Origin of the sequence: Microbacterium sp. zg-YB36 (assembly GCF_024623575.2) — a bacterium.
Classification (GTDB): domain Bacteria; phylum Actinomycetota; class Actinomycetes; order Actinomycetales; family Microbacteriaceae; genus Microbacterium.
This window is the reverse complement of record NZ_JANJFD020000003.1, coordinates 185,800-207,122: the sequence shown is the minus strand read 5'-3', so window position 1 is coordinate 207,122 and position 21,323 is coordinate 185,800. Positions and strand designations below refer to the sequence as shown.

Sequence of the window (21,323 nt, the reverse complement as noted above, 5' to 3'; positions counted from 1 at the left end):
GGTCGGGATCAGACGAATGCGGACTGGCCGGTGAGGCCCCGCCCGACGATGAGGGCATTGATCTCGTGCGTGCCCTCGTACGAATAGACCGCTTCCGCATCGGCGAAGAAGCGGGCGACGTCGTGCTCGAGCAGGATGCCGTTGCCGCCGAGGGCCTCGCGGCCGAGGGCGACGGTTTCACGGGCCAGCCGTGCGGTCTGCAGCTTCGCCAGCGCCGAGTTCTCGTCGGTGACCATGCCGGCATCCTGCCGCGCGGACAGCTGCACCGCCATACCGAGCGAGGCGACGGTGTTGCCGAGCATGCGGGCGAGTTTCTCCTGCACGAGCTGGAAGCCGCCCACCGGCCGGCCGAACTGCTCACGTGCGGTGACGTAGCGCACGGCTGCCTCCAGCGCCCCGGATTGCAGCCCGGCGGCGATCCAGGCCGCGTCCGAGCGCATCGTGCGCAGGATCGCGGTGACGTCGCGCCACGAGTTCACACCCTGCAGTCGGTCGCTCTCGCCGATGCGCACGCCGTCGAGGTGGATGACGGCGTTCTGCATCGGACGCAGCGACACCTTGCCCTCGATCGTCTCGAGGCGGACGCCGGCGGCGGTGCGGGGCACGAGGAACGCCTTCACCTCGCCGTCGGCGACGTTGCGGGCGAACACCGCCAGCACGTCGGCGGAGGCCGCACCGCCGATCCACCGCTTCGCGCCGTCGATGACCCAGCCGTCGCCGTCTCGGCGCGCGGTCGTGGCCAGCCCGCCGGCGATATCGGAGCCATGGTCGGGTTCGGTGAGCGCGAATACCCCCTTCAGAGCGAACGAGCGCACGTCGGCATCCATGCGCTGTGCCTGGTCGGGTGAACCGCCCAGCGCGACCGTGGCACGGAAGAGCCCCGATTGCGCGTTGTACATCGTCGCGACCGACACGTCCGCGCGGGCGAGGACGAAGGTGCGGAAGCCGGAGAACACCGACGACGTCGCCTCCCGGTGCTCGACACCGGTGGGGTCCATGAGGTGCAGCGGAATGAGCGCCCCGAGCACGCCATCTGGCATCGTCGCCGACTCCCACGCGTCGCGCATGAGCGGTGTGACGTCGCGTTTCAGCACGTCGGCGAGCTCGACCAGTGCCGCGCGGGCAGCCGGAGTCAGGTGCGTTTCGGCGAACCCGTAGGGGTCGAAGCCGAGCGGGCCGGGGGCGGTCTTCACGATGTGTCCCCGAGTCCCAGCAGTCGCGCGGCGTTGTCCTTCATGATCCCGGGGAGCACTTCCGGCTTGAAGGCGGCGTGCTCGGCGTCACGGATCCACCGGTCGGGCGTGATCATGGGGAAGTCCGACCCGAACAGCACGCGCTTCTTCAGCATCGAGTTGGCGTAGCGGACCAGCTCGGCGGGGAAGTACTTGGGGCTCCAGCCGGACAGGTCGATCCAGGTGTTGTGCTTGTGGGTCGCCACCGACAGTGCCTCGTCCTGCCACGGCACCGACGGGTGGGCCATGATGATCTGCAGGTCGGGGTGCTCGGCGGCCACGACGTCCAACAGCATCGGGTTGGACAGGCCCAGCCGGAACCCGCGCCCACCCGGCATCCCCGCACCGATCCCGGTCTGGCCGGTGTGGAACAGTGCGACGACGCCGGCATCCTGCAGCACCCGGTACAGCGGGAAGTGAATCGGATCCGAGGGATCGAACCCCTGCACGGTGGGGTGGAACTTGAACCCGCGCACGCCGCTGTCCTCGATGAGGCGGCGCGCCTGCGTGATCGCCGCGTCGCCCTTGCGGGGGTCGACGGAGCCGAAGGGGATGAGCACGTCGTTGTTACGCGCTGCGCCTTCGGCGATGCCGGCGCTGGAGATCGGGGCGTGGCCGAGGTTCGTCTCGGAGTCGACCGTGAACACGACCGCAGCCATCCGCCGCTCGCGGTAGTACGCGGCGATCCCGTCGAGGTCCGGGCGCGGGCCGTCGGCGCTGAAGTAGGTCGACGCGGCCTCGGCGAGGTCGTCTGGAAGGGACGAGTGCCCGTGCGGGTCGATCTCGATGTGCACGTGCACGTCGATCGCGGTGATCGCGTCGAGGTCGATTGCGGGAGAGTACCGGGTCACTGTCGCTCCATTGCGAGGGGGTGCAGGGGGTGCCTGTGCTGCGGGGTCGTGCCGCCGCGGAGGGCTCGGATCAGGCGGTGGGCGCAGGCTGCTGGAGCTCCTCCGGCAGGGGTGGGAACTTCTCACCGACGCTCTGCAGGTTGCCGCCCAGCAGTGCCTCGCCTGATTCGGTGAGGGCGTCGAACGTCCAGCCCCCCTCGCGGTACGCCGTGACGATGGGCTCGGGGTGCGACCACACCTGCAGGCGGTCGCCGCCGACGCCGATGGCCTGGCCGGTGATGCCGGCGGCGGCATCCGATGCCAGATATGCGATGAGCCCGGCGACGTCGTCGGCGGTGCCGAAGCCGAGGTCGTGGCGGAAGAACTCCGGCATCGCCTCACCCGCGGCATCCGCGGCGACGGCGGCGGCGAAGTACGGCACGGTGGCGGTCATCGCGGTGGCGGCGACGGGGATGACGGTGTTGGCGGTGATCCCCGCCTTCTTCAGCTCGAGGGCCCAGGTGCGCACCATTCCGGCGATGCCGGCTTTGGCGGCGGCGTAGTTGGTCTGCCCGAAGTTGCCTCGTTGGCCCGTGGGAGAGCCGATGCAGATGATGCGCCCTGCGACGGCGTTCTCGCGCATGTAGGTGGCCGCTTCCCGCACGCACGTGAACGTGCCACGCAGGTGCACGCCGATGACGAGGTCGAAGTCGTCGTCGCTCATCTTCCACAGCACGGTGTCGCGCAGCACGCCGGCGTTGGTGACGAGGATGTCCACGCCTCCGAACGCGTCCACTGCGGTCTGCACCAATTGCTTCGCCGTGTCGGTGGGTCCCACCGGCGCGACCACGGCGACGGCCTTGCCGCCGGCGGACACGATGGACTCGACCGCTTCGGCGGCGATCGTCTCATCGACGTCGTTCACGACGACCGATGCGCCCTGGCGAGCGAGTTCCTGCGCGTAGGCGAGCCCGAGTCCGCGACCGGACCCGGTGATGATGGCGACTTTGCCTTCGAGTGACATGCAAGCTCCTTCGGTTGCTCACATGAAACTCCCCATTGTTGAGAATGTCAATTATTTGAGCGGGGACGCTGGATCTGGGCGGGGGCGGAGCCGCGCTCATGCACCGGCGAGGAGTGCTCCATCGGGTGCCGGCGCGTTGACGGCGAGCTGCGCCGAGAGGGTTCGTCCGGCCGTCACGAGAGCCTGCGCGAGGTCGTCGAGACTCCGGCCTCCGCTGCCGGGTTCGAGGTCACTCACCGTCAGCACGAGCACGACCTCTCCCGCACCGTCGAAGACGGGTACCTGTACCGCCGCGATGTCGTCCGCGGCGAGCCCCGGAGTGATGTTCTCGATGGTACGGGAGGCGTATTCGCTCCACACTTTCGCGTAGGAGTCGCGCTCGGCGGCGGGATCGGTGAGCATGCTGTAGAAGCGATCGGTGAGATCCCGGTCTACCGAGATCCCGAACCCGCGCTCCCGGATCGCCGCCAGCTGGGCTTCCACGCTGCGCCGATCGACCGCGCCGACAAGGTGCCGGGCGCGCTCGATCCACAGCGAACGATCGCGCTGCGGGGCCCATGCCGCGAACACCGGTTCGATCGGCGCGGCAAAAGGCAGGGAGACGCCGATCGAGCGCACCCGTCGTTCCTTCGCCTCCAGCTCGTCGCGGCCGGCGACGCCCACCGAAGCCGGAACGATGGCCAGCACCACGACCGACTCGCCGACCAGCGTCGTGATGGCGATGTCCCGCCCGATCCGGTCGGCGACCGACGTGAGAGCGTCCGATGCTGCGCGAGCCGCAGCCAGACGGTCGCCGACGAGCCGGGCATCGACCGCGTCGGCGGGGATCGCGAAGGCGCCGAAGCCGCCACGGCGGTAGAGGAGTGGATCGCCGGCATCGCGCGTCCCGACGCCGAACTTCTCGACACGCCCGACGACGAATCGGTGGTCGCCGAACCGCTCGACTCTCTCCGTACGTGCTTCGAACCAGGCGACAGCATCGTCCAGGCGCGGGATTCCGTGTGCGGTGCGGATGAGTCCCGGCTGTTCGAAGCGCTCGGCTTCCTTGCGGATGAAGGAGCGCAGGATATCGTCCTGCCGTTCGCCCAGCACGCTCACCGCGAAGCGGTCGGCGTCGACGACCTTCGCGAAGCTCGCGGAGGAGTCGTCGCCGAAGAATCCAATCAGTGGCGGGTCCTGGCTCACGGCGACAAAACTGCCGACGATCATGCCGACGGGCTCCCCCGTCGGTCCGAGCGCGGTGATCAGCGAGACCGCGGTCGGGTACTCACCGAGCACGGCCTTCCACCACTCGGTTCGCTCGACGCCGTCTTCTGCCGTTCGTGTCACAGTGCTAGGCCTTCCACACGGTTTTGACGTTGGTGAACTCTCGCATCCCCTGCGCGGCGAGTTCCCGTCCGTAGCCGGAGTTCTTACTTCCCCCGAACGGCAGTTCCGGAAACGACACGGTCATGCCGTTGACGAACACCGCGCCCGCGTCCAGCCGGAGGACGAAGAAGTCCTCTTCGTCCGCGTCCCGCGTCCACACGGACGAACTCAGCCCGAAGGGTGTCTGGTTGGCGATGCGGATGGCCTCGTCGCGGTCCGCGACGCGATACACCGACGCCACCGGACCGAAGGCCTCCTCGAGGACGAGGCGCATGTCACCGGACAGGTCCGTGAGCACGGTGGGCGGGTAGAACCAGCCCCGCTCGTCGGGGACGCCTCCGCCGACCAGCACGCGCGCGCCTTTCGCGATCGCGTCGTCGACCAGCTCAGCCAGTTCGTCCCTTCCGGCACGAGTGGCGAGGGGCCCGACGTCCACGCTCTCGTCCGCGGGGTCCCCCATCGTGAGGGCGGCGACGCGCTCCGAGAAGCGGCGGACGAATTCGTCGAACACGTCGGCGTGCACGATGAACCGCTTCGCGCATACGCAGCTCTGCCCGTTGTTGGTGAACCGCGCAGTGACGGCCGTGGCGACGGCGGTTTCGAGGTCGGCGGACGGCATCACGATGAACGGGTCGGAGCCACCCAGCTCGGTCACGCTCTTCTTGATCTCGCTGCCGGCTGTCGCTGCGACGGAGCGACCCGCCGGCTCGGAGCCGGTGATGGTCACGGCGCGCACCCGCGGGTCGCGGATGACCGCTTCCACCGCACCGGAACCGATGAGCAGAGCACCGAAGGCCCCCTCCGGGAAGCCGCCTCGGTGGAACAGCGTGTCGAGATACAGGGCGGCCTGGGGCACATTCGAGGCGTGCTTGAGCAGACCCGCGTTCCCCGCCATCAGTGCCGGCGCGGCGAAGCGGACCACCTGCCACAGCGGATAGTTCCAGGGCATGACGGCAAGCACGACCCCGAGCGGCTCGTATACGACGGTGGCCATGCGGGCTCCGACGACGGAGGGATCGGCCAGCGGTTCGTCCGCAAGGAAGCCCTCCGCGCGCTCCGCGTAGAACCGCATCGCTTTCGCGCACTTGGCGACTTCCGCGCGCGCCTGGGAGATGGGCTTGCCCATCTCGAGGGTCAGCAGGCCGGCGACCGCGTCTGCATCGGCCTCCAACAGGTCCGCCGAGTGCCGCATCCACTGTGCACGTTGGTCGAGAGCGGTCTCGCGCAGCGTCTCGAACGCGGACTGCGCCGCGGCGATGCGCCGTTCGACCTCGCTGGCATCGTGCGGCGCGAACTCGGCCACGAGTTCACCCGTACGCGGGTCGATGGTGGCGATGGTCATGGTTCTCCTCGGGTTCAGGCGGTGCGCCAGGGGTCGGTGCCGTCCCAGCCGGCGCACATGGCACGCAGATCCTCGAGGGCGGCGGCCTGCGCAGGGGTGAGCTCCACGAGCTCGATCAGCCCGGCAGACCCCGGCGCGCCGGGGAAGAAGGCGACGCGTGCTCCGTTGGGGAGCACGTCCTCGAAGGTGGCGGGCCCGCCGACGGCCACGAGGCCCGCGGCGCGCTCGTCGAACTGGTCGGGCGGACTCGTGATCGCGACGTGATGGAACCCGTGGCCGCGGGAGCGGACCGCGTCGCGGAAGATCGATGGGTGGTCGTCGTGCTGCTGGATCAGCTCGATCATGACGGGGCCGTCGAACGTCCGCGCCACGGTGAGGCTCGCCCGGAACGGCTCGCCCTGGTAGGTGGCATCCGGGGCAGTGAAGGGTCCGCGCACCGTCCACGGGCCGACGCCCAGCGTCTCGGTCCAGGCCCGCGCTGTCGCCTCGATGTCGGGGCTGGTGTAGGCGTACTGGAAGATCTTCATGTCAGTCTCCGATGACCGTTCCACCGTCGACGACGATGTTCTGACCGGACGTGAAGGATCCCGCCGCGGAAGCGAGCCACAGCACCGTGCCGGCTACATGGTAGGGCTCGCCGAATCGACGCATCGGCGTCTTCGCAAGCCGTGCTTCGCGGTGGGGGCCCTCGGTTATCACTTTCGCGAAATCGGTCTGGATGACCCCTGGGGCGATGGAGTTCACTCGAATGCCGGACGGTCCCCACTCGACCGCGAGGTTCCGGGCGAGCTGGGCGTTCGCGGCCTTGGTGAGGCCGTAGACGGGAATCTTGGTGTTGCCACGGATCCCGGCCAGGCTCGACATGATGATGAAGGCACCTCCGCCGCCGGCGGCCATCCGGGGGAGGGCGCACGCGGCCAGGTGCAGGACGCTGCGGACATTGACGTCGAACATCCGGTCGAACTTCTCATCCGATGACAGGTCGCTCGGCCGATCCTCGAGGGAGATGCCCGCGTTGGCGAACACGGTGTCGATACGGCCGAACTCTGCGTGTGTGGCGTCGACGAGCGCGGCCACTTCTTCGGCGGAGGATACGTCGCAGACGCGCCCCACGATCGGCAGCCCACTGTCGGCGAATTGCGCGGCGACGCGCTCGGGATGCTCCGAAGCCAGGCCGCTCAGCACCGTCGTGGCTCCTGCGGAAGCGAGAAGGCGTGCCGTCTCCCGCCCGAGTCCGGTTGTCGCTCCGGTCACGATCGCGACCTGCCCGTGCAGGGAGAACAGCTCAGCAGCGGTCACATTATCGGCCATGCGACAACTATAGAACGAAACGGTTTCGTATATAAGCGCGCGGGTCCCGCTCTACTGAGGCGCGGGAGGCAGTACGCGACGGTTCTTGAGACTACGCTCGGGGGGTGAGTGAAGCGAAGGGCGGGACCAGCATGAGCAACGTGAAGCCGAAGGCGAAGGGCGCCGCACGGTCGCGCGGCGAGGAACGGCGCGAAGACATCCAGCGGGTCGTTCTCGAGCTCGTGGCGGCGCGCGGCATCGAGGGCGTCACCGTCGACGCGATCGCCGCGGCCGCGAAGGCATCCAAAGCGACCTTGTACCGGCGCTGGCCCACCAAGGTGGACCTCATCCGCGAGGCGATCGAAATGTCCTTCGGCGGTCAGCGTCCGAGCGACCCTGGTGACCTGGGTGCCCTGCGGCCGGAACTTCGCGTGATCCTGGATGGGGCAGCGCAGATGCTCCGAGAGAACCGCCGGCTCATCATCGCCCTGCTGGACGGGGCGCAGCGCGATGAGACGGTCTTCCGTCTCATGCGGCAGGAGACGCAGGAGAGTGTGCGGGAGGCAACCCAACGACCTCTCATGCGAGCGATCGCTCGCGGCGAGGTCGGCCCCGGGGTCAACCTCGACCTCGTGCCGGACATCGCATTGCCGATCATGCACCACCGCGCGGTCTGGAACGAGCCGATCGACGACGCCTTCCTGGACTACCTGCTGGACGATATCCTGCTTCCCCTCGCCACCGCGTCGCGGGAGCCGTCCGAGGATTCCTGACTGCCGCGTCGGGGCGCCGTCACTGAGTGACGCCGACCGCACGCTCGAGAGGCTCCGGGCGCTCACCGGTGGCGAGCATCGCGGCCACGAGCTCCTTCGTGTACAGGTGCTGGGGCGACCGCACGACGTCGTCCGCGGCGCCGATCTCCACGATCCGGCCATGCTGCAGGACGGCGATGCGCTCGGACATGAAGCGGACGATCTCGATGTCGTGGCCGATGAACAGGAAGCTCACGCCGGTGTCGCGCTGCACCTCGCGCAGCAGGTTCAGTACCTGGGCCTGGACCGACACGTCCAGCGCCGTCACCGGCTCATCGCAGACGACCAGGGCGGGACGACTCATCATCGCTCGTGCGATGGCGATGCGCTGACGTTGACCGCCGGAGAATGCGGCGGGGAAGCTGTCCGCGGCGCCCGCGGGCAGACCCATCCGGTCGAGGAGGTCCTGGATCCGCGTCGTCGCATCTCGCTCCGTGCGAGGGATGCCCTCCAGTAATGCGCTCCGGACGCGTTTGACGGGGTTCAGCGTGCTGTTGGGGTCCTGGAACACCGCACGGATCTGTGAGCCGAACGCCCGGCGGCGGGCCGCCGACAATGCCGACAGTTCTGTCCCGCGGAAGAAGATCCTCCCCGAGGTGATGGGTGCGAGTCCCAGAAGGGCCCGCCCGATCGTCGACTTGCCCGAGCCGGATTCGCCGAGCAGACCCAGCGTCTCGCCCTCTGCGATCTCGAAGCTCACGCTGTCGACGGCCCGATGTCGCCGTCGGCCAGAGCCGTAGTCGACCGTGAGATCTTCCACCCGGAGCAGTGAGTCAGCAGTCATCGGGCGACCTCCACGGTCTGGGCACGGACCTCGTGCGCGAACAGACAGCGACTCGCCTGGTCGCCCGGGAGGTCGAACAGGGGAACCGGTGCACTCCGGCACTCGACCCGCGCGATCGGGCATCGCGGGGCGAACCGGCAGCCGCTCGGCCATGATCCCGGGGCGGCGACCTGCCCGGGTGTGGACACGAGCGGTAGGGAACGGTCGGCGTCGGCGCGGGGCCGGCAGGCCAGCAGCGCCCGCGTGTAGGGGTGCGCGCTGTGCTCGAGCAGGTCGTCGACTCGGCCCTCCTCGGAAATCTGCCCGGAGTACATCACCATGGCCCGGTCGCAGAGGTGGCGGATCACGTCCCAGTCGTGACTGACGATCAGGAGCGCCATGCCGGACTCCTGCTGCAGGCTGCGCAGCAGGTCCAGCACGCCCAGCCGGATGGAGGCGTCGAGAGCGGTCGTCGGCTCATCCGCAATGAGGAGATCAGGCTCGCCCGCGATCGCCCGTGCGATCGCGACGCGCTGCGCGAGGCCCCCGGAAAGCTCGTGCGGGTACCGTCGGGCGATCGTCTCCGCGTCGGTGATCTGCACGCGACGGAGCAGGTCGAGTGCGCGCGTCCGCGCCTCGCGCTTGGTGATGTCGTGATGCAGGCGAAGGACCTGGGCGAGCAGCTGGCCGACCCGGATTGTGGGCTCCAGGGTCGCCATCGGGTCCTGGAAGACGTAGGCGACGGAACCTCCGCGGTAGGTGCGCAGTTCTTTGCCGGTGAGTTCGAGCACGGCCTGGTCGCGGAAGCGAACCCCGCCGCCGGTGGTTCGGCCGGCTGCCGGCAGGATGCGCGCGAGCGCCCGCGCCACCGTGGATTTGCCGCACCCGGACTCGCCGACCAGCCCCACGGCTTCCCCCGGGGCGATGTCGAAGCTGATGCCGTCGACCACGAGGGCGTCTCGTGACCCGGCCGTGTAGTGCACGTCGAGGTCGCGGACTGAGACGAGCGCGGAGCCGGCCTCGACCTTGGCGGGACGGGTGGCGATCGCGGCCTTGCGGGACGCGCCCGTCCACGGGTCAACGCTCGCCTCCCGCAGGGTGTCACCGAGGACGTTCAGTGCCAGCACGGTGACCGCCACGGCGGCGCCGGCGACGATCATGGGTCCCTGCGACCGGGAAAGGGCGAGGACGGCATCCTGGATCATGCCGCCCCACGTCGCGTCCGGAGGCTGCGGGCCGAATCCGAGGAAGGCGAGGCCTACGGTGAACGCGACGCCGACTCCGGCGATCAGCGTCGCCTGGACGAGCAGAGGGCCGACGATGCGCGGCAGGATGTGCGAGGCCATGATCTTCAGGGGCGGGAGGCCCGCCACTCGAGCCGCGTCGACGAAGTTCTCCCGGCGCACGGCGATCACGGCGCCCCGGATGTTGCGCACAACCGGTGGGGACATCAGCACGCCGAGCAGCACCATGGCGACCAGGAAAACGCCGTCGAACACGCTCAGGATGACGATGGTCATGACCAGCACCGGCATGGCCAGGCCGATATCGGCGCTCGTCGTGATGACCCGGTCCCACCAGCCGCCCTGGAAACCGGCGAGGATCCCCAGCGGGACGCCCAAGAGCAGGGCGACGATGAGGACGACACTTGCGTAGCCGAGCGACGGGATGCCGCCGAACAGCAGGCGGCTGAGGAGGTCGCGGCCCAGCTGGTCCGTGCCGAGCGGGTGCTCAGCGCTGGGGGCGGCCAGCGCGGCGAGCAGGTCGACCTGGTTGGGGTCGGGCAAGGGGAGGACCGGAGCGAGCAGGCACGCGATGATGACGACGGCCAACACCGCACCGGAGACGATCGCGGCAGGGCGGCGGATCAGTCGGGAGAACGGGCTTCGTACGGCTCGGCGTCGGGGGATGACGAGGGAGCGGGTCATCGTCATGACATTCTCGCCTTCGGGTTGAGCCAGCCGTAGAGCATCTCTACGACGAGGTTGACGATGACCACACCGAGGCAGAGTACGACGACGACCCCCTGCACGAGGGGGAAGTCACCGGTCTGCGCCGCGCCGACCACCAGGGTGCCCAGACCCGGGAGGGAGAAGACCGTCTCGGCGAAGACGGTGCCTCCGATCATGGCGATGAAGAACACGCCCACGATGGTGACGATGGGAATCGCTGCGCTCTTGAGCACATGCGCCCAGATGATGCGCATCTCGGACCTGCCGTCCGCGCGCAGCGCCGCGACGAAGTCCTTGGCGAGGGCCTCCTGCATGGAGTCCTTGGTCTGCTTCGCGATTCCCACCAGGGGTGCGGCCACCAAGGTCGCCACCGGGAGGATGAGCGAACGGATCCAGCCGTCGATCGACTGCGTCGGCGGGACGTATCCGGTTGCCGGCAGGAGAGGCATCTGAAGGGCGAACCAGGCGATCAGGAGGAAGCCGAGCCAGAAGGGCGGGATCGCCGAGACGACGACCGCCGCCCACTCGAGCGCGCGGCTCAGCCACCCCCCGCGCAGCGCACCCAGCATGCCGATCAGGACGCCGCCGATCGTGGACAGGGCGAGCGCGGCGAGGACGAGGCTGAGGGTGACCCCGATGCGCTGGCCGATCGTGTCCAGCACAGGCTGAGCGGTCAGCAAAGACACTCCGAGGTCGCCGTGCAGCGCGGCAGTCAGCCAGTTCCAGTACTGCAGGAGGAGCGGCTGATCGAGGCCCAGCTGAGTGCGCACCTCCGCGACCCATTCGGGGGTGGCGGCGTTGCCCAGCACCGTCGCGGCGGGGTCCCCCGGCGCGATGGCGATGAGGAGGAAGGTGAGGAAGGAGACGATGAACAGCAGCGGCACGGCAAGTGCGAGGCGTCCCAGAATGAGGCGGGTCATGGAAGGACCATCTCTCAGTCCTCCGCGATGAATGTGTCGTAGGGCTTCGGTGGGACCGGAACGAGCGCCGGTGCTCGATTGTGACTGTACTTCGTCTCGAATGAGATGGGCTCATCGGGGCGCCCCGGACCGTTCGGGATGGGCGGTTCCGGCGGCGGGGGAGCATCCAGGATGCTCTTTCCGACCTCGCTGGCCCACGTCTGGTAGACGTGCAGGTGCCAGATCTTCCAGCCGGATTCCGTGCGCAGGAAGTCCACCGAGTAGGTGCACCAGTACCAGAACTCGATCTGCGGGCTTCCCTCGACCCAGAAGAAGCGATGTGCTTCATGGCCGGGTGAGTTCCAGACCGCCTTGGCGGTCTGCGCGTCGGCGGCCACCTCGATGACAGGGGTGGTCAGAGTGTGCTCGACGAGCTCGCCGCGGCGGTCGGGCCGGGTGAGCTCCTGCTCGAATGTCACGCCGAAGCAACGGTACGCGGCATCCCGCCCCCGCCAGATCCCGGCGGGCATCTCGATGAGCAGGTCATCGACGTCGGCGAAGAGGTCGACGATCTCGGCGTTGCGGTAGGCGGAATGAAGGTACTCGTACGTGCCCATCACGTTCTGCACGGCCTGGGCCGCCTCCAGCCGGTCCAGGCGTCGCAGGACATCCTCGTCGGTCATGCTCTCGGTCCTCTTCCGCGGCGAATCAACGCATCAGTACAGCGCATCAATACAGGTCCTCAATACAGGGCATCGGCGTGGTCGCCGAGGCTCTGTCCGAGCAGTACTCGGCCTGCGAGTAGCTGTGCGTGGCGCCAGTCCAGGGTGGTGTGATTGCGCATGACCAGCGTGTTGCGGGCTATGCGGTCGTAGTCGGTGCCGTCGCGCAGGACGCTGGCGCCCGCAGCCTGAACGATGGTGTCGACGGCGGCGAATGCCTCCGTGCCGCTGGCTGCCACGTCGAGGTTGAGCTTCGCACGCTCCGCCATCGACGGCTCCGGGCTGCCGGGCGCGTACAGCCGCTCGGTGCGGGAGACGGCGTCATCCAGCAGCAGTCGGCCGATGAGCGCCTGCTGCGCCGCCTGACCGTACGCGGCGTGAGTTTCGGGCTCGTGCAGGTACGGCACGCGGCTCGCCGGGCGCACGCGCGTGCCCATCGCCTGCGGAAACAGTTCCAGTGCAGCCTCGGCCGTGCCGACGGCGACGGCGCTGTGGATGAGGGAGAGGACGCGGTACATCGGATACTGCAGCAAGTCGTATGACGGGTGAAGGGCGGCGCCGTCGTTGTCGCGCGATGAGTAGGCGATGAAGTCGACGACCCGATGGGTGGGGACGAACGCATCGGTGAGCTCGAAGTCGTTCGACCCGGTCGCCCGCATTCCGGGCACGCGCCAGGTGTCGATGATCGTCCCGTCATCGACGCGCGCGACCACCGCGAGCGGTCCGTGCTCTCCGGCGGCGGCGACCACGACCCAGTTCGAGTGCAGGATCGCGGACGCGAAGCGCCACCTCCCGGTCACGCGGTAGCCGCCCTCGACGGGCACTGCCTGCCCGGGAGGGGCGGCGACCGCTGCGGCCAGCCCAGGCCCGGCGCCGAAGATCTCCTCCTGCGCCTGCGTGTTGAGCCGCGACAGCAACCAGTTGTGCGAAAGCAGGAACGCGCCCACCCACCCCGCCGACGCGTCCCCGCGGGAGAGGGTGCGGACGATGTCGATGAAGGTGCCGAAGTCGATCGCCGAGCCGCCGGTGTCCACAGGGCGCATCGCCGTGAAGAAGCTGGCCGCTTCAAAGGCGTCGATGACGCGGTCAGGCAGGCGCCGCAGTGTCTCCGCCTCGGCAGCTGTCTCGCGCAGCAGCGGCACGAGCTCTTCCGCGCGGCTGAGCAGGGTCGCCCCGTCGGCGGCGGTCATGGTGGTGTGGGTCACGATCGGTTCTCCGTGTCTTCCGTGCTCGGCGCCCGCTCAGGGGAGGCCGGGCAGGCCGCCGGCTGTGTTGTGGTTCGTACGCCCGAGGGCGTCGCGCCCCGTGAGTTCGGCGAGGGGATCGAACCGGATGGCGCCGTGCGAAGCGAGGACACGGATGTCGCGGTGCGCGCGTTGGATCTGATTCGTCAGGATGGCGGCGGAGGATCCGAGCGCCTCCTCGATGTCGGCGATCGCGTCGCGGCACAGCCGAATCGTGTAGACGAGCTCCATGTGGGTGCGCGTCGCGTCCACCGGCGAGAAGTCGATGCCCTCGGCACTCATCCGATCAACGGTGTCTGCCACCCGCTCCACGGCGGCCCGCGCCACGTCGATCGCCGCCTGCGACCGCCCGACCGCGATCTGGGTGCCCGGGGCATCCGCGATGGTCGCGTAGGGCAGATTGAACGGCGTCCGCTTGGCTGCGGTGCCGATGAACGACTCCAGGGCGCCCTGCGCCATGCCGACGGCGACGCTGGCGAGGTTCAGGGTGATGACGACGATGCGCGCTTCGGAGCCCCAGGAGAACGTGGGCCCGGTGAACCGGTCCCGCAACGCATTCATCCGCTCCGGCATCTCCCGAAGGTCGAAGAAGCGGCCGTCCGGGATGAACACTTCCTCGTCGGCCACGAGGGTGTTGCTGCCGGTGGCGGCCATCCCGGTCACCTTCCAGTCCTCCACGACCCGGCAGGCCGCGGCCGGAATGAGGGCGAGCCCGCGGCCCGGGGTGCCGTCGGGCTTCTCGAAGTCCGCGCCCACCATGTTCCACGTGGCCGTGCGGCACCCCGTGCCGAACCCCCACGTGCCCTTCACCTTCCAGCCACCGGGGACGGCGACTGCGGAGCCGACCTTACGGGCGAACACCGATGCGCCGGTCAGCCGTGGGCCGGGGACGTCGGCAGAGGACTCGAACACCTCTTTGACGGCCTCGTCGGAGTAGGCGAGAGCGAGGGTGTGGTTCGTCGCGGCTGCCTGAGCGAGCCAGCCGGCCGAGCCGTCACCCTTGCCGACGGCCTGCAGCACCTCAGCGAGGTCGCGCGCGCCCGACGCCGTGCCGCCGTACTCGAAAGGCGTGCCCAGGTCCCACACACCGATCGCCTTGAGGCGGACGTTGACCTCGTCGGTCAGTGCGGTCCTCTGTTCGGCCTCGAGGCCCTGCCGCTGCATCTCCGCGGCGAACTCGAGTACCTCGTCGCGCATGCGGCGCGCGCCTTCGGTCAGGGTCGACTCCGGCGCCGAGGTTTCGCGCGTCGGCGTCGCAATGGCGTTGTCGGTCACGATGATGTTCCTTCGATCGGGTGGTATCGCTGTCGCGATGCCGTGTCAGCGGGGGGTGGAGCCGGGCGGCGGGGACGCCGCGCTCCAGTGCTCGGTCATGCGCCCGCCGCCCACGCGAAACATCGTGGGGATGTTCTTGCGTCCGCCGTCCGGTGTGACCCTTTCCAGCAAGAGGGCGGCGATGTCGCCCTCGACGACGACCGCCACCGGCATCGGCGGCCACATGTCGATCCCCGCCGCAGCCGCACCCTTGAAGAAGGCGGCCAGGGGCTCACGGCCGTCGGTCAGGTGCGCATCGTGCTGCTTGTACCCCTCGTCGAGGAACTCCTCCAGGAGCGCATCGATGTGGCCGGGGATGTCTCCGGTGGCGACGACCCCCGCCATGCGGCGCTGGAACTCGACCGCGAGGCGCTTGACCTCGCGCACGTCCGGGTCGTCGGCGGCGATGAGTCGTTCGATGAACGATTCGTCGTCGATCCACGTTCGGAAGAACGCCTCGTCGTGGATGGTCGCCAGCGGACCGGCGAAGGAGTAGGGGGCGGAGGCCGCCGGGGATCCGGCGACCTCCGTCTCGTTCAGTTCCCGGACCATGACTCGCCCTCGTTCGGGGAGTACGGGGCCGGCTCTGCGGTGACGTAGCTGGCCGGGACGCCGGTGACGCCGGGCTGGACGACCGTGAGCCGGGGAATCGACAGCAGGGTGGTGGACCACTGCAGCTCGTCGACGGCGCGGGTGACGTCGGCGAGCGCCTCGTCCTGCTCTTCTGCCGGCGCGGCCGCAACCGCCGCGATGGCGTCCGACACCGATGCCGGGATCTCCTCCGCGTTCGGGTTGAGCGGAGCGACACCGGTCATGCTGCTCGTGACGAGCGTGAAGACGCTCTCGCCGGGTTCGGTGTAGACGTAGGCCTCGAAGCCGCCGCCGCCCAGGATCTTGCCCATCAGGGCGGTGAACGGGTCGTCGTTGCGGTCGAGGGTCACGGCGACGCCGATCTCCCCGAGCGCGCTCTGCAGGGCGAGCCCGATGAGGTTGCCCGGGTCGGCGGCGGACGGAGAGGTAATCGTCAGCTCGAAGCCGTCCGGGTAGCCGGCATCCGCGAGCAGCGCCTTGGCCGCGTCGACGTCATACGGGAAGGGATCTTCGCCCGTGTGTCCTCCGACCCCCGCGGGCGTCGCGGAGCTGGTGGCTGTCGCCATCCCAGCCTGGAGCGAGGTGTTGAGGTCATCGCGCGGAATGGCGTGGGCGATCGCCTGACGCACGCGCACGTCGGCCAGTGGCCCGGTGGTGCGGTTGCCGAAGACGAGCATGGCCGTACCGGAGTCTCCGATGCCGAGCGCGCCCGTGGACAGCTGCATCCCGGCGGTCTCGGCCTGCTGAGCGAGGGGGGCCAGCAGGGACACTGCGTACGTGACCTGGCCGCTCGTGAGGGCGTTCGCGAGCGCTGACGGGTCGCTGAACGGCTTGATGACGATTTCGTCGTACGTCCTCGTCTCGGGGGCGAAGTAGTGCTCGTTCGGAACGAACGTGTACTCGGTGCCGCTCACCGACTTCGCCTGATCGAGAACGTAGGGCCCTGCGCCCATCGTCTCGGTGTTGAGGGCGTCAGGGTCGGCGGCGCCCGCCTCGGAGGTGATCATCGCGAAGGCGCTGTCCTGGTTCACCAGGGCGAAGGCGTAGGACTGCGGGACCGCGATCTTGAAGGCGATCTCGACGGTGAATTCATCGGTGGCCGAGACGCCGGCGATCTGGGCGCCGTACTGGGGCAGCTTTGCGGACGGTGTGGTCAGGAATCGGGTCATCGAGGCGACGGCGGCGTCCGCGGTGACGGCGGTGCCATCGCTGAACTTCGCGTCGTCCCGGAGCGTGAAGGAGAGTGCCTTCGAGTCTGGGGCGAGCTCCCACGACTCCGCCAGGTACCCGCCGAACTCGCCGTCCGCGGTCTGGAAGAGCGGCGTCGCGTACGCGAACGTGTTGTAGGTCGGCAGGTTGGAGAAGATGGGGTCGAACTTGCCGACGTCCTGCGTCAGGCCGATCGTCAGCGTCCCGCCTTCCTCACCCTCGCCCGCCGGGTCGGCCGTGTCGGAACCCGCGCAGCCCGCCAGCGCCAGGGCTGCGGCCGCTACAAGGGCGGTGAGACCGATGCGGCGCCGTGGCGGTGAGCCCGGGATCGCTCGATGCTGTGACTTCATTGTCTGCTCCAAACGGTGTCATGGCGGCCGCCGGTGCCCGATCCGACTCTGGTTCGGGCGGCAGCGCAAGTGTACTGTACCGAATCGTTCTCCTCAGTGGGAGGCTTTTCCAATGTCAATTCGGCCGCGGTTTACCACGTATCTATGTGCAACTCCGTTGCTAGGAGATTGCGTGAGCATAGCGTACGCTTTCGTACAGTTTACAAAGGGGTGAAGATGACCGACAGTGCGGACCAGCTCGCGGCCAACAAGCAGGTCGTGCTCGACTACTTCCGCGACGTCGTCGCGGCGTTCGACGTACGCCCGCTCGAACATTTCATCGCGCGGGACTTCGTGCTGCACGGTGCCGACGATCTCGTGGGAATCGACGCATTCGAGCAGATCCTGTTGCGCGATTTCGCCGGCCATCCGCCGCTGGACCCCGCCGACGTCAAGCTGTTGCCGCCCGCCTTCGTGCTCGCCGAGGGTGACCTGGTGACCATCGCGTTCTACATGCCGATGGCCGAACCGGATGAGGCGGGTGCCGCCTACGACTACTACGGCTTCAACACGTACCGGATCACGGACGGCAAAATCGCCGAACGGTGGACGAACGAGCACCGCTATGCGCGGCCGCAGTTCCTCCCCGAAATGGCACTCGGCAATCCAGCCACCGGGCCGGAACACGTCGGCGGCACCGACCTCGAGGCCAACAAAGCGCTGGTCGCGGGCTTCTACGCGGAGGTCTTCGGTCCGCTGAACGCGGAGGCGGTGAAGGATTTCGTCACCGACGACTACCTCCAGCACGTGAAGCACATGCCGCAGGGCCGGCGCGGGCTCGAGGCGTTCGTCGAGAGCCTGGCAGCTCAGGCTCCGCCCCCGCCCGCCCCCGCCGAGGACGGGGCGCCGCCGGTCGCGCCCGCCCCCGACGTCCTGCACGCCGAGGGGGACATGGTCGTCATCGCGGCCGGTCTGCCGCAGCCTCTTCGCGATGGCTCTGGCGGCACGTGGAACTACTTCGCGTACGACGCCTACCGCGTGCGCGACGGAAAGCTCGCGGAGCACTGGAGCGGTATCGACAAGCACGCACGCCCTGAGCATGGCTGAGGCCATGTCTGACGGGCGCCTGCTGAGGGAGGAAGAAATCGATATGAGCACTGCGAACGCGCACGCCGCCAGCGTCAGCGGATCCCCTCGCCCTGGCGGTGAGACCGTTGCGCTGCCGGGCGGCGTGTCGCCCGAGGAGTTCAAGCTGGCTTTCCGCAATCACCCCGCCGGTGTCGCGGTGATCACCGCCGACGCGGGCCAGGGCCCAGCAGGTCTGACCGCAACGAGCGTCTTCTCGATCAGTGCTGAACCGCCGCTGCTGATCTTCTCCCTGTCGACACTGTCCTCAAGTACGCCCACCATCGTGGCTGCAGACACCGTCGTCGTCCATCTTCTGGGGGCAAGGCAGCATATGGCCGCCAAACGCTTCGCGACGAGCGGGATCGACCGCTTCGCCGACGTCTCCACGTGGGGCCGACTGCCCGGCGGCGAGCCCTACCTGCTGGATGCCGCAGTCCTACTGCGCGGTCGGATCATCGACCGCTTGGATGCCGGGAGCTCGACCGTCGTCGTCGTGCACGTGCTGGACACGCACGTCGGGCAGGCGGCTGATGAGCCGCCGCTGGTCTATCACAACCGCACATGGCACCAGCTGGACGGGAGCTCCGCGCTGACGGTCTGACCGGCCGACAACGAAGGGGGCGGTGGTCCGGAGTCATCCGGAGCACCGCCCCCTTCGTCGCGTGAGGGGCCGGGCCTTCAGGTCACCAGACGATGAGACCCCCGGGCCCGTCGGCGCCGGTGATGAAGCTCTGATTCACCTCGGTGCCGTCGAGGTGCGCGCGGCCGATGGTGCCGTTGTTGTTGGACCAGTAGATGTACCGTCCGTCGACGGCGACGCCGCCCGGGAAGTCAGCCCCGGTGATGAAGCTGTAGTCCCCCTCCGTGCCGTCCAGGTTCGCCCGGCTGATGGTGTTCTGCTGCATGTTCGACCAGTAGATGTAGTTGTCGTCCACTGTCAGGCCCACCGGTAGGGGTGAGAGTACGGCGCCGCTTTGGCTGCCGGTGTTGATCATGAAGTTCTCGTCTATCTCGGTGCCGTCGATGTTCGCCCGCCCGATCTGACTCGCGACGTTCGACCAGTAGATGTGACGGTCGTCGACTGCAATCGCATTCGGCATCCGGATGCCGGCCGAGAACTTCATGAATTCCTCGTCGATCTGCGAACCGTCCAACCTGGCGCGACCGACTGAGAGCGTGCCGTTGTTGGCCCAATAGATGTACTCATCGTCGACGGCGACACCGACGGCGAAGTAGACCCCCTCGGCGATGAAGGAGTGGTCCGCCTCCGTGCCGTCCAGCTTGGCCCGCCCGATCGTGTTGCTGAAGATGTCGGTCCAGTAGATGTACTCCCCCTGAGCGGCCATACCACTGGGATAGTCGATGCCGTCGATCAGACTCTGGTCGGCCCCGCTCCCGTCGATGTTCGCCCAGCCGATGGTCTCAGCTGTGGCCATCAGCGCGTCCCCCTTGGCGATGCCGTTGTTCGCCCAGTAGATGTGGGTCGGCTCGTGCGGCTCGCTTTCGGGGCCGGGGCCGGGGGCGGGCGTGGCGGTCGGCGTGCTGTCGGTGGCCGTCGGCGCAGCGGTTCTGCCGGGGTCCGCGGCGGCGCCACCGCATCCCGAGAGGAGCGCGATCAACAGCGCCGAGGCGCCGATCATGAGTGATCGCCGCCTCGCCAGGTGGGTGGTCCCCGTGGAAGATCTCATTTACGCTCCTTCATCCCGTCTCCTGCTGCATCGCTCGCCGGCCTCACCGGACGGCGAGGCCGGCTGGGGCGTCTGCGCCCTCGATGAAGCTCTGGTTGGCCTGTGAACCATCGAGCTTCGCCCGGCCGATCGTGTCGTTGTTGTTGGCCCAGTAGATGTGTTCATCGTCGAGGGCGATGCCAGCGGGGAACGTCGCACCGGTGATGAAAGCGACGTCCGGCTCGGTTCCGTCGATGTTCGCCCGACCGATGGTGTTCTCCTGCTGATTCGACCAGTAGATGAATTCACCGTCGACGGCGAGCCCGATGGGGATGGGTGACAGGATCTGTTCGCTCTGGGTGCGGGCATCCAGGATGAACTCCTCGTCGATTCCGCTGCCATCGAGGTTGGCCCGCCCGATCGCGTTTACCCAGTTGGTCCAGTAGATGTAGTCGCCATCCACGGCGATGCCATTGGGCACCTGAATCCCCTTGATGAAGAAGCCGTCGACCTCTGAGCCGTCGATGTTCGCCCGGCCGATCGAGTTCGTGCCGTTGTTCGACCAGTACACATGCTCGCCGTCCACGGCGATGCCGTTGGGCAGGCGGACGCCGTCGGTGATGAACTCCGGGTCGGCCTCGCTGCCGTCCAGCTTGGCGCGTCCGATGCCGCCCTGTTCGATGTCGGTCCAGTAGACGTAGTCGCCGTGGACGGCGACCCCCGTCGGGAACGTGACGTCGCTGATCAGCTCCTGGTTCGTCTCGGTGCCGTCGATGGCCGCCACCCCGATCGTGTGGGCGGTCGCCGACAGGGGCTCGTTCTCGTGGATCCCGTTGTTGGCCCAGTACAGGTGCGTCGGCCCATCGTCGGCGCCGCCCCCCGCGGCCGCACCGCACGCGGCGAGCAGCAGGATGACCAGGGTGGAGGCGCCGACAGCGGCTGCGCGGGTGAGGATGCGCGGGGTGGTCACGGCGCAGCGATGCCCTCGGTCGACAGGGGCGTCCCGTCGGCACCGATGGCCGCCCACACTCCACCGCCGAAGTTGCTGGCCAGACCATGACCGCCCGCGATACCGGGGTTGTTGTCGCCGCCGAAGGTGTACAGCGGACGGTCGTCGAGGGTCAGGTGGTCGAGGTTGTCGTGATTCCAGACGCCGACGGTCGCGGTGACGCCCTCCCCGAGCTTGAGCTCGGGCGCGCCGGTCAGCACGGGCGGCCAGAAACCCAGGCAGTCCAGAGCGTTGCACGCGGGATCCTCGGTGCTGTCCTCCGTGAGCAGGTATACGACATTCCCCTCGAAGTCCACCAGCACCTCGGCCTCGCTGCCATCCTTGAGCGCGACCGTCGCGGTCTGCAACACGGTCGCGTCCGCGGGTGGCGCAGTCGGCGGCGCCGCCGGGGCGCCCTGCGGGGCTTCGGCGCCGTCGGGGGGTTCGACGCCCTCGGGGGGTTCGACGCCCTCGGGCGGTGTCCCCGCCGGTGTCTCAACGGGGGCGGTGGACTCGTTCTCGGGCGCCGCCGGGCTGCTGCACGCGGCGGTGCCCAGAACGAGGCCGGAGGCCAGCAGCACGGGCACTATCAGGCGGTGGATTCTCATCGTCATGCTCT

Annotated in this window: 21 protein-coding genes; 3 read left to right on the top strand and 18 right to left on the bottom strand. The window is 68.6% G+C overall.

What is annotated here, in order from left to right:
- Nucleotides 1–8: 8 nt before the first annotated feature.
- The 7 genes from NQ151_RS10255 to NQ151_RS10225 all read right to left on the bottom strand — a co-directional run bounded on the left by NQ151_RS10255 (nt 9) and on the right by NQ151_RS10225 (nt 7,107).
- Nucleotides 9–1,193, bottom strand: coding sequence for an acyl-CoA dehydrogenase family protein (locus NQ151_RS10255; protein ID WP_257528014.1), 1,185 nt, complete (start codon nt 1,191–1,193; stop codon nt 9–11).
- Complete coding sequence (locus NQ151_RS10250; protein ID WP_257528013.1) at nt 1,190–2,083, bottom strand: amidohydrolase family protein; 894 nt, start codon at nt 2,081–2,083, stop codon at nt 1,190–1,192. Before NQ151_RS10250 ends, NQ151_RS10255 begins: the two co-directional genes overlap by 4 nt.
- Nucleotides 2,084–2,153: 70 nt before the next feature.
- Complete coding sequence (locus NQ151_RS10245) at nt 2,154–3,086, bottom strand: SDR family NAD(P)-dependent oxidoreductase (protein ID WP_257507420.1); 933 nt, start codon at nt 3,084–3,086, stop codon at nt 2,154–2,156.
- A 96-nt stretch (nt 3,087–3,182) separates the two neighbouring features.
- Nucleotides 3,183–4,415, bottom strand: coding sequence for a flavin reductase (locus tag NQ151_RS10240; protein WP_257528012.1), 1,233 nt, complete (start codon nt 4,413–4,415; stop codon nt 3,183–3,185).
- A gap of 4 nt (nt 4,416–4,419) precedes the next feature.
- Nucleotides 4,420–5,796, bottom strand: coding sequence for an NADP-dependent succinic semialdehyde dehydrogenase (locus NQ151_RS10235; RefSeq protein WP_257528011.1), 1,377 nt, complete (start codon nt 5,794–5,796; stop codon nt 4,420–4,422).
- A gap of 14 nt (nt 5,797–5,810) precedes the next feature.
- Nucleotides 5,811–6,323 (bottom strand): VOC family protein, encoded by a 513-nt coding sequence (locus NQ151_RS10230; protein ID WP_257507423.1) that lies wholly within the window; start codon nt 6,321–6,323, stop codon nt 5,811–5,813.
- A 1-nt stretch (nt 6,324) separates the two neighbouring features.
- Nucleotides 6,325–7,107 carry an SDR family NAD(P)-dependent oxidoreductase gene (locus NQ151_RS10225; protein ID WP_257528010.1) on the bottom strand — a complete coding sequence of 261 codons (783 nt, stop codon included), beginning with the start codon at nt 7,105–7,107 and terminating at the stop codon, nt 6,325–6,327.
- 104 nt (nt 7,108–7,211) lie between these two features.
- Between NQ151_RS10225 and NQ151_RS10220 the strand changes: the two genes are divergently transcribed.
- A complete protein-coding gene (locus tag NQ151_RS10220) occupies nt 7,212–7,859 on the top strand; it encodes a TetR-like C-terminal domain-containing protein (RefSeq protein ID WP_257507425.1) in 648 nt (215 codons plus the stop codon).
- A gap of 19 nt (nt 7,860–7,878) precedes the next feature.
- On the opposite strand, the gene NQ151_RS10215 is transcribed toward NQ151_RS10220, so the two are convergent.
- The 8 genes from NQ151_RS10215 to NQ151_RS10180 are packed head-to-tail and all read right to left on the bottom strand — an operon-like array spanning nt 7,879 to nt 16,942.
- Nucleotides 7,879–8,682 carry an ABC transporter ATP-binding protein gene (locus NQ151_RS10215; protein WP_257507426.1) on the bottom strand — a complete coding sequence of 268 codons (804 nt, stop codon included), beginning with the start codon at nt 8,680–8,682 and terminating at the stop codon, nt 7,879–7,881.
- Complete coding sequence (locus tag NQ151_RS10210; protein ID WP_257528009.1) at nt 8,679–10,595, bottom strand: dipeptide/oligopeptide/nickel ABC transporter permease/ATP-binding protein; 1,917 nt, start codon at nt 10,593–10,595, stop codon at nt 8,679–8,681. Before NQ151_RS10210 ends, NQ151_RS10215 begins: the two co-directional genes overlap by 4 nt.
- Entirely contained in the window at nt 10,592–11,533 is a 942-nt protein-coding gene (locus tag NQ151_RS10205; protein ID WP_257528008.1) for an ABC transporter permease, read from the bottom strand. The genes NQ151_RS10210 and NQ151_RS10205 overlap by 4 nt, the downstream gene beginning before the upstream one ends.
- A 14-nt stretch (nt 11,534–11,547) precedes the next feature.
- Nucleotides 11,548–12,195 (bottom strand): nuclear transport factor 2 family protein, encoded by a 648-nt coding sequence (locus tag NQ151_RS10200; protein WP_257528007.1) that lies wholly within the window; start codon nt 12,193–12,195, stop codon nt 11,548–11,550.
- Nucleotides 12,196–12,254: 59 nt separating this feature from the next.
- Nucleotides 12,255–13,439 (bottom strand): acyl-CoA dehydrogenase family protein, encoded by a 1,185-nt coding sequence (locus tag NQ151_RS10195; RefSeq protein WP_257528006.1) that lies wholly within the window; start codon nt 13,437–13,439, stop codon nt 12,255–12,257.
- Nucleotides 13,440–13,475: 36 nt separating this feature from the next.
- On the bottom strand, nt 13,476–14,753 hold the full coding sequence (locus NQ151_RS10190) for an acyl-CoA dehydrogenase family protein (protein ID WP_257528005.1): 1,278 nt from the start codon (nt 14,751–14,753) through the stop codon (nt 13,476–13,478).
- A 45-nt stretch (nt 14,754–14,798) separates the two neighbouring features.
- Complete coding sequence (locus NQ151_RS10185; RefSeq protein ID WP_257507432.1) at nt 14,799–15,344, bottom strand: hypothetical protein; 546 nt, start codon at nt 15,342–15,344, stop codon at nt 14,799–14,801.
- A complete protein-coding gene (locus tag NQ151_RS10180; RefSeq protein WP_257528004.1) occupies nt 15,329–16,942 on the bottom strand; it encodes an ABC transporter substrate-binding protein in 1,614 nt (537 codons plus the stop codon). The genes NQ151_RS10185 and NQ151_RS10180 overlap by 16 nt, the downstream gene beginning before the upstream one ends.
- A 258-nt stretch (nt 16,943–17,200) precedes the next feature.
- On the opposite strand from NQ151_RS10180, the gene NQ151_RS10175 reads away from it, so the two are divergent.
- Nucleotides 17,201–18,028: a nuclear transport factor 2 family protein gene (locus NQ151_RS10175; protein WP_257528003.1), complete on the top strand. Its 828-nt coding sequence runs from the start codon at nt 17,201–17,203 to the stop codon at nt 18,026–18,028.
- Nucleotides 18,029–18,071: 43 nt separating this feature from the next.
- The gene (locus tag NQ151_RS10170) at nt 18,072–18,650 is read left to right on the top strand and encodes a flavin reductase family protein (RefSeq protein WP_257507435.1); all 579 of its coding nucleotides are present in this window, start codon (nt 18,072–18,074) and stop codon (nt 18,648–18,650) included.
- Nucleotides 18,651–18,732: 82 nt separating this feature from the next.
- On the opposite strand, the gene NQ151_RS10165 is transcribed toward NQ151_RS10170, so the two are convergent.
- The 3 genes from NQ151_RS10165 to NQ151_RS10155 are packed head-to-tail and all read right to left on the bottom strand — an operon-like array spanning nt 18,733 to nt 21,318.
- Nucleotides 18,733–19,737, bottom strand: a complete 1,005-nt coding sequence (locus NQ151_RS10165; protein ID WP_257528002.1) for a DUF5050 domain-containing protein — start codon at nt 19,735–19,737, stop codon at nt 18,733–18,735.
- Nucleotides 19,738–19,780: 43 nt separating this feature from the next.
- On the bottom strand, nt 19,781–20,686 hold the full coding sequence (locus NQ151_RS10160) for a DUF5050 domain-containing protein (protein ID WP_257528001.1): 906 nt from the start codon (nt 20,684–20,686) through the stop codon (nt 19,781–19,783).
- On the bottom strand, nt 20,683–21,318 hold the full coding sequence (locus tag NQ151_RS10155; protein WP_257528000.1) for a COG4315 family predicted lipoprotein: 636 nt from the start codon (nt 21,316–21,318) through the stop codon (nt 20,683–20,685). Before NQ151_RS10155 ends, NQ151_RS10160 begins: the two co-directional genes overlap by 4 nt.
- Nucleotides 21,319–21,323 lie beyond the last annotated feature (5 nt).

Coding starts and splice junctions, on each gene's coding strand:
- NQ151_RS10155 (WP_257528000.1), bottom strand. CDS start 21,318: ATGACGATGAGAATCCACCGCCTGATAGTGCCCGTGCTGCTGGCCTCC.
- NQ151_RS10230 (WP_257507423.1), bottom strand. CDS start 6,323: ATGAAGATCTTCCAGTACGCCTACACCAGCCCCGACATCGAGGCGACA.
- NQ151_RS10225 (WP_257528010.1), bottom strand. CDS start 7,107: ATGGCCGATAATGTGACCGCTGCTGAGCTGTTCTCCCTGCACGGGCAG.
- NQ151_RS10180 (WP_257528004.1), bottom strand. CDS start 16,942: ATGAAGTCACAGCATCGAGCGATCCCGGGCTCACCGCCACGGCGCCGC.
- NQ151_RS10170 (WP_257507435.1), top strand. CDS start 18,072: ATGAGCACTGCGAACGCGCACGCCGCCAGCGTCAGCGGATCCCCTCGC.
- NQ151_RS10200 (WP_257528007.1), bottom strand. CDS start 12,195: ATGACCGACGAGGATGTCCTGCGACGCCTGGACCGGCTGGAGGCGGCC.
- NQ151_RS10215 (WP_257507426.1), bottom strand. CDS start 8,682: ATGACTGCTGACTCACTGCTCCGGGTGGAAGATCTCACGGTCGACTAC.
- NQ151_RS10165 (WP_257528002.1), bottom strand. CDS start 19,737: ATGAGATCTTCCACGGGGACCACCCACCTGGCGAGGCGGCGATCACTC.
- NQ151_RS10245 (WP_257507420.1), bottom strand. CDS start 3,086: ATGTCACTCGAAGGCAAAGTCGCCATCATCACCGGGTCCGGTCGCGGA.
- NQ151_RS10205 (WP_257528008.1), bottom strand. CDS start 11,533: ATGACCCGCCTCATTCTGGGACGCCTCGCACTTGCCGTGCCGCTGCTG.
- NQ151_RS10235 (WP_257528011.1), bottom strand. CDS start 5,796: ATGACCATCGCCACCATCGACCCGCGTACGGGTGAACTCGTGGCCGAG.
- NQ151_RS10185 (WP_257507432.1), bottom strand. CDS start 15,344: ATGGTCCGGGAACTGAACGAGACGGAGGTCGCCGGATCCCCGGCGGCC.
- NQ151_RS10210 (WP_257528009.1), bottom strand. CDS start 10,595: ATGACGATGACCCGCTCCCTCGTCATCCCCCGACGCCGAGCCGTACGA.